Source organism: Hydrogenophaga intermedia (genome assembly GCF_023715105.1).
GTDB classification, from domain to species: Bacteria; Pseudomonadota; Gammaproteobacteria; order Burkholderiales; family Burkholderiaceae_C; genus Hydrogenophaga; species Hydrogenophaga intermedia_A.
Genome location: NZ_JAMBNO010000002.1, coordinates 259,810 through 273,827 on the forward strand (window position 1 = coordinate 259,810; position 14,018 = coordinate 273,827).

Sequence of the window (14,018 nt, forward strand, 5' to 3'; positions counted from 1 at the left end):
CGGCGCACTGCCCCGACCCTGACGCGCGCATGACCGCAGGTGACGGGTCGCGCGCGCACAATGCGCCGCATGGTCCGACCCCACCAGCTCCTGCACCCGCCCCGCCCTGCCGCGCCACTGCGCCCCGCCGCCACCGTGCTGCTGCTGCGCGACGGCCCCGATGGCGTCGAGGTGCTCATGACGCGCCGCTCCCTGACGGCCAGCTTCGCGCCCGGCGCCTACGTGTTCCCGGGCGGTGGCATCGACGCCGCCGACGCGCAGTGTTTCGACACCGTTGCACGCCGCCCCACGCAGACCGACCTGCGCCTCACGCAGGCCATTGCCGCCATCCGCGAGAGCTTCGAGGAGCTGGGCGTGCTGCTGGCGCGCCGCGCCGACGGCACCTGGGCCACGGCCGAGGACATCACCGCGCTCGACCGCAAGGCACCGTTTGCCGCGCAGTGCGCCGCGCGCGGCCTGCGGCTGGCGGCCGACGAGGTCTTCGTGCTCGCGCACTGGATCACCGATCGCGACCTCCCGCGCCGCTTCGACGTGCCCTTCCTGGTGGCGCGCATGCCCGACGGGCAGGAGCCCGTGGCCGACGAGAGCGAGCAGTTCGAGCCGCTGTGGGTGCGCCCGGCCGATGCCCTGGCGCGCCACGCCGCAGGCCAGTTCTTCATCATCTTCCCGACCATCCGCACGCTGGAGCGGCTGCGGGCGCACGCCTCGGTGCAGTCGGTGCTGGACGCCTGCGCCGCGCACGATGAACCGCTGTGGACGAGCTGCCCGCGCGCGGGCCTGCTGCACGGACGCGAATCGCGGCACATGGAACACGAGCCACCGTTCGGCGAACTTTCACTGGTCAGCCCCGACGGCCAGATCGTGCACAACCTGGACTGGCAGCACGAGCAGCCTGTAGCGCTGCTCAGGCACGTGGCGCGCCTGACCGCGCCCAACCCGGGCGTGATGACCGGCCCCGGCACCAACAGCTACCTCGTGGGCGACCCAGGCACCGGTTTCATCGTGATCGATCCCGGTCCTGACGAGCCCGAGCACGTGGAGCGTCTGTGGCGCGCGGTGGGCGCCGACCTGCGCGCCATCGTCTGCACCCACTCGCATGCCGACCACTCGCCCGGCGCCGCGCGGCTGCAGGCGCTGTGCGTGCAGGCCGGCCGCGCCCGCCCGCCCATCCTGGGCCTGGCCAGCGCACCCACCGCGCGCGAGAGCGCGCGCTTCACACCCGATCGCGAACTGGCCGACGGCGAGCGGTTGACCCTGAGCGATGCCTCCGGCACGACGCACACGCTGATGGTGGTGCATACGCCGGGCCACGCCGCCAACCACCTGTGCCTGGTGTTGCTCGAAGACGGCCTGCTGTTCTCGGGCGATCACATCCTCAACGGCAGCACCACCGTGATCGACCCGCCCGACGGCGACATGAGCGCCTACCTCGCCGCGCTCGACCGACTGGCCGCGCTGTGCGACGAGCACGGCATCGATTTCATCCTGCCCGCCCACGGCTACGCCCTGGGCGATCTGCGCCGCACGGACGACAACGTTTCGGCCCCGGTGGAGGGCGGCGCGCGCCGCGCGATCGACCACCTGAAGGCGCACCGGCTGGCGCGCGAATCGAAGATCGCACGCGCCATGCAGTTGCGCCCCGACGGCGGCCTGGACGACTGGGTGCCCCTGGCCTACGACGATGTGCCCGAGCGCCTGTGGCCCGTGGCGCGGCGCTCGCTGCTGGCGCATGTGGAGCGCATTCGCGCGCTGGGTGGCTTCAACGCCTGAGCAGCGCGAAAGCGGCAATGCCCGGCGCGCTGTGCGCCGGGCCTGGAAAAAGTGTGAAGCGCGCCGGTACGCCGGATTCTGTGCGTGCCGGTTGCCCGGCACGTGACCGCCATTCCTCTGGGCCGCTGGTCACCCAAGCGGCTCGGTGCCACCTACCCGCCAGCTCCGCGGAGCCGCCTCAACGCTGGCCTATTTGGTGTTGCTGCGCGTAGAGATTGCCCGTTTCACCCGAACTGAATCGGCTCGTCTCTGTTGCTCTGATCCTCACCTTGGGGCCACCCGGGCGAACCCGGGCGGTCTTTCGGTGGAGAGGTGTTACCTCCTACGCTGCCCTGTGCAGTCCGGACGTTCCTCCAGCACCCCCTTTCGGGCATCGTGCCAGCGGCGGTCTGGCCCGCTTCACACCACCGATTATCCCGCCTCGGCGACAATCGCGCGCTTTCCGGTCCGCTTGATCGCCACAAGCCCCGCGCCATGATCCGCATTGCCGAACTCAAGCTTCCCCTGGCCGAGGTGCCGTTCGAAGAACGCCGCGCCGCCGACGCCCCCAGCGAAACCGAGGCCGACCGCGCCCCGGCGCCGCACCCGATCGACGCGCTCACCCGCCTGGCGGCGCAGGTGCTGGGCATCGCGCCCGCCGCCATCGCCGAACTGCGGGTGTTCAAGCGCAGCTTCGACGCCCGCAAGGCCGACCTGCTGGCGGTCTACATCGTCGACCTCGCGCTCACCGACCCTGCGCAGGAGGCCACGCTGCTCGCGCAGCACGCGAAGCACCCGCACGTGCGCGCCACACCCCACATGGCCTGGCACCCACCGGGGCATGCACCCGCCGGCTTCGGCGCCCTCGAGGGGGAACGCCCGGTGGTGGTGGGCCTGGGCCCGTGCGGCCTGTTCGCCGCGCTCGCGCTGGCCGAAATGGGCTTCAAGCCCATCGTGCTGGAGCGCGGCAAGCCGGTGCGCCAACGCACCAAGGACACCTGGGGCCTGTGGCGCAAGCGCACCCTCAACCCCCAGAGCAACGTGCAGTTCGGCGAAGGTGGCGCCGGTCTGTTCTCCGACGGCAAGCTCTACAGCCAGATCAAGGACCCGCGCTTTTTCGGCCGCAAGGTCATGCACGAGTTCGTCGCCGCGGGCGCGCCGGCCGAGATCCTGTACGAAGCGCATCCGCACATCGGCACCTTCAAGCTGGTGAAAGTGGTCGAGGCCATGCGCGAAAAAATCCTCGCACTGGGCGGCGAGATCCGCTTCCAGCACCACGTGACGGGCGTGCGCACCGAACCCGATGGCGACGGCCTTCGCCTCACCGGGCTGGTGGTGCAGCGGCTGGACAGCGGCGAGACGTTCGAGTTGCCCGCGCAACGCGTGGTGCTGGCGCTGGGCCACAGCGCGCGCGACACCTTTGCCCTGCTGTGGGACGCGGGCGTCTTCGTCGAGGCCAAACCGTTTTCCATCGGCGTGCGCATCGAGCACCCGCAAAGCCTGATCGACCGCGCGCGCTGGGGCCGCCACGCCGGCCACCCGCTGCTTGGCGCGGCCGACTACAAGCTGGTGCACCACGCGCAGAACGGGCGCGCGGTCTACAGCTTCTGCATGTGCCCGGGCGGAACCGTGGTGGCGGCCACCTCCGAGCCGGGCCGCGTGGTCACCAACGGTATGAGCCAGTACTCGCGCGCCGAACGCAACGCCAACTCGGGCCTGGTGGTCGGCATCGACCCGGCCGACTACCCGCAGACCTTTCCGCAGGACCTGCCGCTGTGGACGGCCGCCTTCGGCGAAGCCGACGGCGCGCGCTACGCCCGGCAGGCGCAGGCGCTGCGCGCCCAGGGCCACCACCACCCGCTGGCCGGCGTGGTGCTGCAACGGCAACTGGAAAGCCGCGCCTTCGAGGCTGGTGGCGCTGACTACAGCGCGCCCGCGCAGGGCCTGGGCGATTTCCTCGCGGGCCAGCCATCCACGGCGCTGGGTGAGGTCGAGCCCTCGTACCGCCCCGGCATCCACCTCACCGACCTCGCCAACGTACTGCCCGACTACGCGGTGCAGGCCATGCGCGAGGCGCTGCCGGTGTTCGGCCGCCAGATCCGCGGCTACGACCTGCCAGACGCGCTGCTCACCGGTGTGGAGACGCGCACCTCGGCGCCGCTGCGCATCACGCGCGGTGATGATTTCCAGAGCCTGAACACGCGTGGCCTGTACCCCGCCGGCGAGGGGGCGGGCTACGCCGGCGGCATTCTGTCGGCGGGTGTGGACGGGCTGAAGGTGGCCGAGGCGTTGGCGAGCGACCTGCTGACGCCGCAGACACGGGCGCACGAACGGCTGGCGGCGTGACTTTTGCCGCCTGGCGCCGCCGACGACACGAATCTTTGCAATTGCCCCACGCCGGGTTGACACTGGCGGTGCATGCTCCACGCTACCCCCAACAGGAGTTCGCCATGAAAACCCCCGTTCTCCTTCCCGTGATGACCGGCCTGCTCGCCCTGGCAGGCAGCGGCCTGGCGCAAGCCCAGGAAGAACAAGGCCGCGTGATCAGCAGCACGCCCATCATCCAGCAGGTCGCCGTGCCTCGCGACGTGTGCACCGACGAGCAGGTCACCTACCGCGGACAGAAATCCGGCGGCGGCGCGCTGCTCGGTGCCATTGCCGGCGGTGCCATGGGCAATGCCATCGGCGACGGCAGCGGCCGCGCAGCGGCCACCGCGATCGGCCTCATCGGTGGCGCGATCCTGGGCAACCGCATCGAGGGCGAGCCGCAACCGCGCACCGAAATCGTGCGCAGCTGCGGTACCCAGACCACCTACGAACCGCGCACGGTGGCCTACGACGTGGTGTACGAGTACGCCGGCCGCGAGTACCGCACCCAGATGGCGCAGGACCCGGGCCGCTACGTGCGCCTGAACGTCACACCGGTGGATTCGCTGCCTCCGCCCCCGCCGGCCTACGCGCCGCGCCCGCAAGTGCGCTACGAAACGCCGGCGCCCGCGGTGGTTTACGGCGGGTACCCCTCGGGTTACTCCAGCATCACCCATGAGGTCGTGATCATTGGCGGCCAGCGCTACCACCGCGCTCCGGGATGGCGCGCGCCCCATGGGCACGACCGTTACCCGCCGGGCCACCGCCGCGATTTCGAGTACCGCCGCTGACACCAGCAAAACCATGCAAAAGGCCACCCGAGGGTGGCCTTTTTGTCGCTGAATCCCGCGGATCAGGCGCTGTGCTGCAGGGCGGCGATGCGCTCTTCGATCGGCGGGTGGGTGCTGAACAGCTTGCCCAGCCCACCGGTGATGCCCAGGGCCTGCATGGTCTTGGGCAGTTCGCCCGGCGTGAGGCCACCCAGGCGGGCCAGCGCGTTGATCATGGGCTGCTTGCGACCCATCAGGTCGGCGGCACCGGCGTCGGCGCGGAATTCGCGCTGGCGGCTGAACCAGGCCACGATGATGGCGGCCAGGAAGCCCAGCACGATGTCCATCACGATGGTGGTGACCATGTAGCCGATGCCCGGGCCCTGGCTGTCGCTGCCGCGGCGCAGGAAGCTGTCGACCGCGTAGCCGATCACGCGGCTGAGGAACACCACGAAGGTGTTCATCACGCCCTGGATCAGCGTCATGGTGACCATGTCGCCATTGGCGATGTGCGCCACCTCGTGGCCGATCACGGCCTCGACTTCCTCACGCGTCATGTTCTGCAGCAGCCCGGTGGACACGGCCACCAGCGCGCTGTTCTTGAACGCTCCGGTAGCGAACGCGTTGGGCGCGCCTTCGAAGATGGCGACTTCGGGCATGCCGATGCCGGCCTTGTCGGCGAATTTCTGCACCGTCTGCACGATCCAGGCCTCGTCGGCGTTCTGCGGCTGGTTGATGACGCGCGCGCCGGTGCTGAACTTGGCCATGGGCTTGCTCATCAGCAGCGAGATGATGGCGCCGCCGAAGCCGATGACGAGCGAGAAGCCGGCCAGCGCCGTCATGTTCAGGCCGTTGGCGGTGAGGAAACGGTCCACGCCGAGGATGCGCGTGGTGACCAGCAGCACCGCCATGACGGCGACGTTGGTCAGGACGAACAGCAGGATGCGTTTCATGTGTGCTCCGTGGGGGCGTCGATGCGGGTTCGCACCGGATGCGCCAATGACCCGTTTCGGGCCGGCAGGTTCCCCGCCGACCGTTGGGGGCAGCGGATGATACCGATGACCGATATGGGGCGGACGCCGCTCGTTTTCAAGCCGGCATCAATTGGCCCGCGGCGGGCGAAACACCTGGGCGTCGTCGTAGAAACCGGGCGCTTCGTTGGCCGGCCACCAGCCCGGCACGCCCAGCACCGGCAGCGGCGTGAAGGGCTTGCGCGCCAGCGCCGTGGTATCGAGTTGCACCGCGAGCCAGGCGTCCCAGGCCACCAGATCATCGCCGAGCGACAGTGGCACCGGCGCGGCCAGCACGTGGGCGGTGATGGATTTGTAGGGCGCGACCAGCTTCTCCAGCAGCGCGTGCCCGAACAGCACCAGCCGCGCCTGCGACCACAGCGCGCGCTCACCCACGAACAACCGCTGCCAGTCGCGTGCGCGCAGCGCATCCCACAGAGCCGGCGGCGCCTGCAGCAAGGCCGCGTTTTCATCGAACAGCGTGGCGGCATCGCGCAGTGGCCCGCGCACCGCGCCCACCCCTTGCGCCGCGATGGCCGCCGCCTGCAGGCGGTTGAGCCGGCGCTTGGCGAGGGGAAAGCGGTGCCAGATCAGGCCGTTGAAGAGGTCGTGCAGGTTCTCGCGCGTGGGTACGCTGGCGCTGTCGGCAATGAAAGCCTCGTAGGCCTCGCCGTCGGGCAGCGCAGCCTGCGGCACCGCGCGCAGCGGCCCGGGTGCGGCGGCGTTGAGCGCATCCGGCAGCGCCAGCCCGGCCGCCTGCGCGCCCTGCACCGCCCGGCCGGCGCCGGCCACGGGCGCGAACCACGGGGCCGACCAGTCGACGGACGACACAGCCGCTTGATGGTCAGGCCACCAGGCGCCAGCGCAACGCCTCGCCCGAGCGCAGCGGCTTGAGGTCGGCCTCGCCGAAACGGAAGGACTCGGGCGGCGTCCAGGTTTCGCGGCGCAGCGTGACCGTGCCCGCGTTGCGCGGCAAGCCGTAGAAGGCCGGGCCGTGGAAGCTGGCGAAGCCCTCGAGCTTGTCGAGCGCGCCAGCAGCTTCGAAGGCCTCGGCGTACAGCTCGAGCGCGGCATGCGCGGTGTAGCAGCCTGCGCAGCCGGTGGCGTGTTCTTTCAGGTGAGCCGGGTGCGGTGCGCTGTCGGTGCCGAGGAAGAAGCGGTCGCTGCCGCTGGTGGCGGCCTGCACCAGGGCCAGGCGGTGCGTTTCGCGCTTGAGCACCGGCAGGCAGTAGTAATGCGGACGGATGCCACCCTGGAAGATGGCGTTGCGGTTGAACAGCAGATGGTGCGCGGTGATGGTGGCCGCGGTGTGTGCACCGGCGCTGGCCACGTAGTCAGCCGCTTCCTTCGTGGTGATGTGCTCCATCACGATCTTGAGTTCGGGGAAGTCGCGGCGCAGCGGGATCAGCACCTGGTCGATGAACACCGCCTCGCGGTCGAACAGGTCGATGTCGCTGGACGTCACTTCGCCGTGTACCAGCAGCAGCAGGCCTTCGCGCTGCATGGCTTCGAGGGTCTTGTAGGTCTTGCGGATGTCGGTGACGCCGGCGTCGCTGTTGGTGGTGGCGCCCGCCGGGTAGAGCTTGAGCGCGACCACGCCGGCCGCTTTGGCCCGGGCGATCTCGTCCGCGGGCAGGTTGTCGGTGAGGTAGAGCGTCATCAGCGGCTCGAAGGCCATGCCCGCGGGCACGGCGGCGCGGATGCGCTCGCGGTAGGCCACGGCCTGGGCCGCGGTGGTCACCGGCGGCTTGAGGTTGGGCATGATGATCGCGCGGCCGAACTGCGCGGCCGTGTGCGGCACCACGGTGCGCAGGGCGTCGCCGTCGCGCACGTGCAGGTGCCAGTCGTCAGGGCGGGTGAGGGTCAGGGTGTCGGGGATCGCAGCGCTCATGGGCGCGATTGTCGCAGCCCTCTGACGCTCAAGCGCTGCGCTCGCGCGCAGCCAGCAGGTCGCTCAGGCGGTTCCAGAAGCCCGCCACGGCGCGCTTGCCCTTGGCCGCGTCCACCGGACGGGCGCGGTAAAGGCGTATGTCCATGGTGAGCGACAGTCCCTCCGCCGCGGGGACCAGGCGGCGGGCGGCGAGCTCGCTGCGCACCGCGCTGGCCGGCAGAAAAGCGATGCCATGGCCTTCAAGCGCCATCGCCTTCAGGCCCTCGGCCATGTCGGTCTCGTACACGCGCTCGAGTTGCGCGGCCATGGGCGAGTCCTTGAGCAGGTGATCGACCACGCGGCCGAGGTAGGCGCCAGGCGCATAGCCCAGGTAAGGCTGGGCCTGCCCGCCGGCCGACGGCAGCGCGTACATCGGCGCGCCCTGGGGATTGGGCTTCACGTAAGGCGCGATCGGCTCGCTGCCGAGCGGCAGCATTTCGTAGCGCGCCGGATCGAGCTGGATGGGTTGCGTCGGGTGGTGGTAAGCGATGAGCAGGTCGCAGCTGCCTTCGACCAGGCGCATCACCGCATCGTGCACGTTCAGCGCGATCAGGCGGCTCTTGACCGGGCCGACCGCTTCACGCAGGCCCGAGAGCCACTGCGGGAAAAAGGTGAAGGCCAGTGTGTGCGGCACGGCGAACTCGATCACGTCCTGCGCGGCCGCGGTGTGCGCACGCAGCATGAGCCGGGTGCCGTTGAGTTGCTGCAGGATCTCCAGCGCCTGCTCGTACAGCGTCTGGCCCGCCGGCGTGAGCCGCGTGGGGTAGGAGGAGCGGTCCACCAGGTCGGTACCCGCCCAGGCCTCCAGCGACTGGATGCGGCGCGAGAAAGCTGGCTGCGTCACGTGCCGCAACTGCGCCGAGCGGCTGAAACTGCGCGTCTCGGCCAGGCTCACGAAATCCTCAAGCCACTTGGTTTCCATGGGGGCGGATTATGTGTCGGCGCCGCTTTGCTGCAGTGCCCACATGCGCGCGTAGGTGCCGCCCAGCGCCAGCAGTTGCGCGTGCGAACCGCGCTCGACGATGTGGCCGTGCTCCAGCACCAGGATCTCGTGCGCGTCGACCACCGTGGACAGGCGGTGCGCGATCACCAGCGTGGTCTTGTTGGCCGCCGCGCTCTTGAGCTCGGCCTGGATGGCGCGTTCGTTGGCGGAGTCGAGCGCGCTGGTGGCCTCGTCGAAGATGACGATCGGCGGGTTCTTGAGCAGCGTGCGTGCGATCGCCACGCGCTGCTTCTCGCCGCCCGAGAGCTTGAGCCCGCGCTCGCCCACCATGGTCTTGTAGCCCAGCGGCAGCTTGTCGATGAAGGCGTGGATGTGTGCCGCCTTGGCCGCCGCCACGGCGGCTTCGTGGCCGGCCTCGGGCCGGCCGTAGAGGATGTTGTATTCGATGGTGTCGTTGAAGAGCACGGTGTCCTGCGGCACGATACCGATGGCCGCGCGCACGCTGGCCTGCGTGACCTGGGCGATGTCCTGACCGTCGAGGGTGATGCGCCCCCCTTCATCACGGTTCGAAACATCGTAGAAGCGGTAGAGCAGCCGAGCCAGCGTGCTCTTGCCCGAGCCTGACGGCCCCACCACCGCGACCGTCTTGCCGGCCGGGATCTCGAAGCTCACGCCGTGCAGGATCTCGCGCGCGGGTTCGTAGGAGAAATGCACGTTCTCGAAGCGCACCGTGGGCGGGCCGGCCAGCGCCAGCGGTTGCGCACCGGGCGCGTCGTCGATCTCGCGATCCTTCTCGAGCAGCACGAACATCTTGTCCAGGTCGGTCAGGCTCTGCTTGATCTCGCGGTAGAGCACGCCCAGGAAACCCAGCGGGATGTAGAGCTGGATCATGAAGGCGTTGATCATCACGAGGTCGCCCAGCGTGAGCCGGCCATCGACCACGCCCTGCGTGGCGCGCCAGAGCATGGCCACGAGCGCCACCGCGATGATGAGTTGCTGCCCCGCGTTGAGCATGGACAGCGTCTGCTGGCTCAGCAGCCGGGCCTTGCGCAGCTTCTGCAGCGATTCGTCGTACCGGCGCGCTTCGAACGCTTCGTTGTTGAAGTACTTGACCGTCTCGTAGTTGAGCAGGGAGTCGATCGCCTTACTCTGGCTGCTCGACTCCAGCTCGTTCATGCGGCGGCGGAACTGGGTGCGCCATTCGGTGACGGTGACCGTGAAGAACACATAAAGCACCAGCGCGCCGAGCGTGATCCACACGTAGCCCATGTCGAACTGAGTGCCCAGCAGCACCAGCACCATCGTGACCTCGATCAGCGTGGGCACGATGCTGTAGAGCGAGTAAGAGATGAGCGACTGCACGCCGCGCGTGCCGCGCTCGATGTCGCGCGTCATGCCGCCGGTCTGGCGCTCCAGGTGAAAGCGCAGGCTCAGGGCGTGCAGGTGGCCAAACACCTGCAGCGCGATGTGGCGCGTGGCGCCCTCGGTGGCCTTGGCAAACACCAGTTCGCGCAACTCGGTGAACAGGCTGGTGCACAGGCGCAGGCCGCCGTACGCCAGCAGCAACCCCATCGGCACCACCAGCAGCGCCTCCACGCTGCCGGGCTTGATGGTCATGGCGTCAACCAGCTGCTTGAGCAGCACCGGCACGCTGACGTTGGCGACCTTGGCCGCCACCATGAAGCCCAGCGCCGCGATGACGCGCCACTTGTATTGCCACAGGTAGGGCAGCAGCGTCTTGAGGGTGGCCCAGTCGGAGCGGCGCGCCGGCACAACGTCGCCGGGGTTGGCAGGCAAAGCCACGCGGCCTTGGGTGGGGTTGTCGGGGCGCATGAATGACAATCGTGGAAACCGGAGATTGTGCCCATGCCCTCTGATTCAAGTCCCAACGGCACGCCATTGCCCTCTTTGCCCGCCGACCACCGCGAGCTGGTGCTCAAGGTGATTCCGATGCCGGCCGACTGCAACGCCAATGGCGACATCTTCGGCGGCTGGGTGATGGCGCAGGTGGACCTGGCCGGCGCCGTGCTGCCGGCGCGCTACGTGCGCGGGCGCATGGCGACCGTCGCGGTGAACCAGTTCATCTTCAAGCAACCGGTGCGGGTGGGCGACATCCTGAGCTTCTACTCGCACGTCACCCGCATCGGGCGCACGTCGATCACGGTGATGGTCGAGGTGTTCGCGGAGCGGTTCTCGGCCCAGGGGCAGTACGTGAAGGTCACCGAAGCCAGCCTCACCTACGTGGCGATCGACCACGAAGGCCGCCCGCGGCCGATTCCTGACGAGGCGCGGGCTGGCTGGAAGGCGCCGGCCTAGCTTCCCCAGCGGCGCACGCGGCCGATGTCCACGTGCACAAACTGCTCGCGCGGGTAGTAGCCCACCCCACCCGCCTGCAGCGACCAGGCAGCGTCGCGAAGATCCGCAAGCGGCACGCCGCTCACGCGGATATCGATGGCCTGGCCGTCCATGTGCAGGCTGCGCGTGGCCACGCCGCCGCCGCGCGTGGCCTTGAGGTGGGCGTTGGTACGGGGCGAGCGGTACCCCGAGATCACCTGGTAGGGCCGGTCGGTGGCCAGTACGCGGCGCAGTGCGTGCAGCAGATCGTGCAGGCCCGGGTCGATGCGGCCCACCTCGCCCGAGTAATGGTCGCGCAGGAAATGGTCGAGCCGGCCCAGCGCCTCGGGCACGTAGGTGTCGCCGCGCGCGTACACCAGGTCGATCTGCTCGTGCGTGTGCAGGTGGTCGAAGGCCAGTTCGCGCACCGGCGCAGCCCACACGCGCCCGGGCAGGGCCAGAACGGGCGCGGCCACCGCGGCACCGAGCGCGGTGCGCAGCCACTGGCGGCGGGAAGTCGGGTATCGGGTCGGGTGGTTCATCGGGGCCATTCGTAAGGCGGTCGGGGCCGGGCATCGAGGGCCGCCTGCAGACGCGCATCGTGACCATACACGTCCGGCAGAAACCGTGGGCGGCCCTGGCTGACCAACGCCGTGCCATAGGCGATCAACACGGGCAGCGCCTCGCGCAGCGCCACGTGGGTGGAGGTGCCGGCCGCCATCTGGGCGCGGATGCGCGCCTCGTCCCAGCCGGGCATGCCGTCCATCACGAAACGGGCCAGCCCCACCGGGTCTTCGACGCGGATGCAGCCGTGGCTGAAATCGCGCCGCTCGCGCGCGAACAGGCCCACCGAGGGCGTGTGGTGCAGGTAGATGTTCTGCTGGTTGGGAAACACGAACTTGATGTCGCCGAGCGCATTGGCCGGGCCGGGGCGCTGGCGGATGCGCTGGCGCCCGGCGAGCACGGCGTCGAGCCCGGCGGCGCTGAGCGTCGTGTCCACGCTACCGTCGGGACGCACGAACTCGTAGCCCTGGTGCGCCCAATGGCCCGGCTCGCGGCGCAGGCGCGGGATCACCTCGGCACGCGCGATGGACGGTGGCACGTTCCAGAAGGGGCTGAACTCGATGCTGCGCATGCGCTCGTCGAACAGCGGCGTTTCGTGCTTCAGTGCCTTGCCCACGATCACCCGCATGACCAGACGCACGTGGATGTGGCCGTCCACCACCTCGTAGGCGCGCAGCACGTACTCGGGGATGTTGACGACCACCATGCGCCGCCCCAGGAACAGTGGCGTCCAGCGCAGGCGCTCCAGCATGAGCGCGACCTGCTGCGCGCGCCGCGCGGGCGTCACGTCGAGCGCAGCCAGGGTGGCGGCGCCGATCACGCCGTCGGCGGCCATGCCGTGGCGCGCCTGGAAGGCCTTGAGCGCGTCCAGCAGCGGGCCTTCCAGTTGCGTCGGCACAGGTGCGCCCGCGGGCAGATCACCCAGCGCCTGCAGGCGCTCGGCCAGCAACGGAATGCCGGCCCAGGCCGCACCCGGGTCGAGCCGGGGCTTGCGCGAGCCGGCAGGTCGCGGCAGCCCCGGCAGGGGCCGGGACCATGCCGGATGGCTGGCCAGCGCCTGCAGGCCGGCCAGCACCTGCTGCAACTGGCCATAAAACGGCAACGGCGGCACGGCAGCGCGCACCGCCTCGTCGAGCCGACCGCGCGCCACGCCAGCGGCCAGCGCCTGCGCCGCATCGAAGCCCTGGCGTGGCGCCACGCTGAAGCGCTGGTGGATGCGGCGCGGATCGACGCGGCCGAACGCCAGGTCGTGCAGGTATTGCTGCATGGCTGCGCCGAGCGCGCGCGCAAAGGCAGCGGCGTGCGGGTCGGGGGTGTTGACCGACAGGGGTGCGTGGCGCACCGCCTCGGGCAGGGCCTGCGCGAGGGCATTGGCGTGGTAGTCGGCCGGCACCAGGCCGTGGGCCGCGGCGCCTTGCAGCAGAGCCACGGCCTCACGCGCCAGCGGCGCCGTCCACACCAGCCCCGGGGGCACAGGCGTCTGAGCCGCAGCCGGCCAGATACCCAGACCGGCCAGGGCGAGCAGGCAGTCGCGGCGGCGCCAACCATCCAGGGGCATTTGCATGGCGGGCATTGTCCTCCCGCGGCGTTGGTGATCCCGTGCTGCGTCAACCGCGCCAGCGCGCGCGCCAGGCGCTGTAGATCACATCGGCCAGCGCCTCGCTATCTGCCTGGTGACGCGCGGTGGCGGCCCGCATGGCCTCGGGCGGCTGCACCGAGTCGGGGTAGCGCGCGATCGCGTCGGGATAGACGTTGCCGGGTTCGGCCAGCCAGTCGGCCATCTTGTCGGGCGTGATCTCGATGTGGAACTGCATCGCCAGGTGGATGCCGAGCGCGAACGCCTGATGGGCGCAGGCGGGCGACGAGGCCAGCCACTGCGCGCCGGCAGGCATTTCCACGAAGCTGTCGTAGTGCCACTGGTACACCGTGGGCAGGCGCGCATCGCCGAACCAGGCGCGCGCTGCGGGCGCCTCGTGCACCGCGATGGGCAGCCAACCCACTTCGGGTTGCGGCAGGCGCGCCACGCGCCCGCCGAAGGCGCGCGCGATGAGCTGCCCACCCAGGCAGTGGCCGATCACCGGCACCCCCAGGGCATCGGCCTCACGGATCAGCGTTTCCGCGTGGCGCAGGCTGGGGCGCTCGTCGTTGGCGCTCCACTCGCCGCCCAGCACCGCCAGGGCGCGGTAGGGTGCCACGCTGTCGGGGTAGGCCTGCCCGGCCTCGGCGCAGAACACCTGCCAATCCACGCGCTGGTCATTCAGCCACTGGCCAAGGTATCCGGGGTGGTCTTCGATCGTGTGCTGCAGCACGAGCACGTCGTGCAAGGGGGTCGCTTGAGCCATGGGCGTGAA

The 14,018-nt window shown here is 70.1% G+C and carries 12 protein-coding genes and 1 other RNA gene; 4 read left to right on the forward strand and 9 right to left on the reverse strand.

Annotated features, from left to right (window positions below):
- The first annotated feature begins 69 nt into the window (after nucleotides 1-69).
- On the forward strand, nucleotides 70-1,770 hold the full coding sequence (locus M3149_RS02950; RefSeq protein ID WP_251707838.1) for an MBL fold metallo-hydrolase: 1,701 nt from the start codon (nucleotides 70-72) through the stop codon (nucleotides 1,768-1,770).
- Between the two features lie 51 nt (nucleotides 1,771-1,821).
- Here the strand turns inward: M3149_RS02950 and rnpB are convergent.
- Nucleotides 1,822-2,171, reverse strand: an RNA gene (rnpB, locus tag M3149_RS02955) — RNase P RNA component class A.
- 73 nt (nucleotides 2,172-2,244) lie between these two features.
- Between rnpB and M3149_RS02960 the strand changes: the two genes are divergently transcribed.
- Together M3149_RS02960 and M3149_RS02965 are read left to right on the forward strand one after the other, a co-directional pair.
- Entirely contained in the window at nucleotides 2,245-4,095 is a 1,851-nt protein-coding gene (locus tag M3149_RS02960) for an NAD(P)/FAD-dependent oxidoreductase (protein WP_251707839.1), read from the forward strand.
- A 104-nt stretch (nucleotides 4,096-4,199) separates the two neighbouring features.
- Nucleotides 4,200-4,907, forward strand: a complete 708-nt coding sequence (locus M3149_RS02965) for a glycine zipper 2TM domain-containing protein (RefSeq protein WP_435370724.1) — start codon at nucleotides 4,200-4,202, stop codon at nucleotides 4,905-4,907.
- 62 nt (nucleotides 4,908-4,969) lie between these two features.
- On the opposite strand, the gene htpX is transcribed toward M3149_RS02965, so the two are convergent.
- The 5 genes from htpX to M3149_RS02990 form a co-directional block, all read right to left on the reverse strand.
- Nucleotides 4,970-5,839 carry a protease HtpX gene (htpX, locus tag M3149_RS02970; protein WP_251707840.1) on the reverse strand — a complete coding sequence of 290 codons (870 nt, stop codon included), beginning with the start codon at nucleotides 5,837-5,839 and terminating at the stop codon, nucleotides 4,970-4,972.
- Nucleotides 5,840-5,986: 147 nt separating this feature from the next.
- Nucleotides 5,987-6,727, reverse strand: coding sequence for a DUF3025 domain-containing protein (locus M3149_RS02975; protein WP_251707841.1), 741 nt, complete (start codon nucleotides 6,725-6,727; stop codon nucleotides 5,987-5,989).
- A 13-nt stretch (nucleotides 6,728-6,740) separates the two neighbouring features.
- Nucleotides 6,741-7,787, reverse strand: coding sequence for a dihydroorotase (gene pyrC / locus M3149_RS02980; RefSeq protein ID WP_251707842.1), 1,047 nt, complete (start codon nucleotides 7,785-7,787; stop codon nucleotides 6,741-6,743).
- Nucleotides 7,788-7,815: 28 nt separating this feature from the next.
- Nucleotides 7,816-8,748 (reverse strand): LysR substrate-binding domain-containing protein, encoded by a 933-nt coding sequence (locus M3149_RS02985; protein ID WP_251707843.1) that lies wholly within the window; start codon nucleotides 8,746-8,748, stop codon nucleotides 7,816-7,818.
- Nucleotides 8,749-8,757: 9 nt separating this feature from the next.
- Nucleotides 8,758-10,602: an ABCB family ABC transporter ATP-binding protein/permease gene (locus M3149_RS02990; RefSeq protein ID WP_251707844.1), complete on the reverse strand. Its 1,845-nt coding sequence runs from the start codon at nucleotides 10,600-10,602 to the stop codon at nucleotides 8,758-8,760.
- 33 nt (nucleotides 10,603-10,635) lie between these two features.
- Here M3149_RS02990 and M3149_RS02995 point away from each other — a divergent pair, with 33 nt between their 5' ends.
- Nucleotides 10,636-11,085 carry an acyl-CoA thioesterase gene (locus M3149_RS02995; protein WP_251707845.1) on the forward strand — a complete coding sequence of 150 codons (450 nt, stop codon included), beginning with the start codon at nucleotides 10,636-10,638 and terminating at the stop codon, nucleotides 11,083-11,085.
- On the opposite strand, the gene M3149_RS03000 is transcribed toward M3149_RS02995, so the two are convergent.
- From M3149_RS03000 to M3149_RS03010, 3 genes are read right to left on the reverse strand one after another with little or no spacing between them, the layout of a single operon-like run.
- Nucleotides 11,082-11,645, reverse strand: a complete 564-nt coding sequence (locus tag M3149_RS03000; RefSeq protein WP_251707846.1) for a DUF882 domain-containing protein — start codon at nucleotides 11,643-11,645, stop codon at nucleotides 11,082-11,084. The two genes, M3149_RS02995 and M3149_RS03000, sit on opposite strands and share 4 nt — an antisense overlap.
- The gene (locus M3149_RS03005) at nucleotides 11,642-13,231 is read right to left on the reverse strand and encodes a L,D-transpeptidase family protein (protein WP_251707847.1); all 1,590 of its coding nucleotides are present in this window, start codon (nucleotides 13,229-13,231) and stop codon (nucleotides 11,642-11,644) included. The genes M3149_RS03000 and M3149_RS03005 overlap by 4 nt, the downstream gene beginning before the upstream one ends.
- A gap of 43 nt (nucleotides 13,232-13,274) precedes the next feature.
- Nucleotides 13,275-14,009 carry a type 1 glutamine amidotransferase gene (locus M3149_RS03010; protein ID WP_251707848.1) on the reverse strand — a complete coding sequence of 245 codons (735 nt, stop codon included), beginning with the start codon at nucleotides 14,007-14,009 and terminating at the stop codon, nucleotides 13,275-13,277.
- Nucleotides 14,010-14,018: the final 9 nt, after the last annotated feature.

Bases quoted from the DNA above. Each gene is read 5' to 3' on its own strand.
- M3149_RS03010 (WP_251707848.1), bottom strand. From the start codon at position 14,009: ATGGCTCAAGCGACCCCCTTGCACGACGTGCTCGTGCTGCAGCACACG.
- M3149_RS02995 (WP_251707845.1), top strand. From the start codon at position 10,636: ATGCCCTCTGATTCAAGTCCCAACGGCACGCCATTGCCCTCTTTGCCC.
- M3149_RS02990 (WP_251707844.1), bottom strand. From the start codon at position 10,602: ATGCGCCCCGACAACCCCACCCAAGGCCGCGTGGCTTTGCCTGCCAAC.
- htpX (WP_251707840.1), bottom strand. From the start codon at position 5,839: ATGAAACGCATCCTGCTGTTCGTCCTGACCAACGTCGCCGTCATGGCG.
- M3149_RS03005 (WP_251707847.1), bottom strand. From the start codon at position 13,231: ATGCAAATGCCCCTGGATGGTTGGCGCCGCCGCGACTGCCTGCTCGCC.
- M3149_RS03000 (WP_251707846.1), bottom strand. From the start codon at position 11,645: ATGAACCACCCGACCCGATACCCGACTTCCCGCCGCCAGTGGCTGCGC.
- pyrC (WP_251707842.1), bottom strand. From the start codon at position 7,787: ATGAGCGCTGCGATCCCCGACACCCTGACCCTCACCCGCCCTGACGAC.
- M3149_RS02985 (WP_251707843.1), bottom strand. From the start codon at position 8,748: ATGGAAACCAAGTGGCTTGAGGATTTCGTGAGCCTGGCCGAGACGCGC.
- M3149_RS02950 (WP_251707838.1), top strand. From the start codon at position 70: ATGGTCCGACCCCACCAGCTCCTGCACCCGCCCCGCCCTGCCGCGCCA.
- M3149_RS02965 (WP_435370724.1), top strand. From the start codon at position 4,200: ATGAAAACCCCCGTTCTCCTTCCCGTGATGACCGGCCTGCTCGCCCTG.
- M3149_RS02960 (WP_251707839.1), top strand. From the start codon at position 2,245: ATGATCCGCATTGCCGAACTCAAGCTTCCCCTGGCCGAGGTGCCGTTC.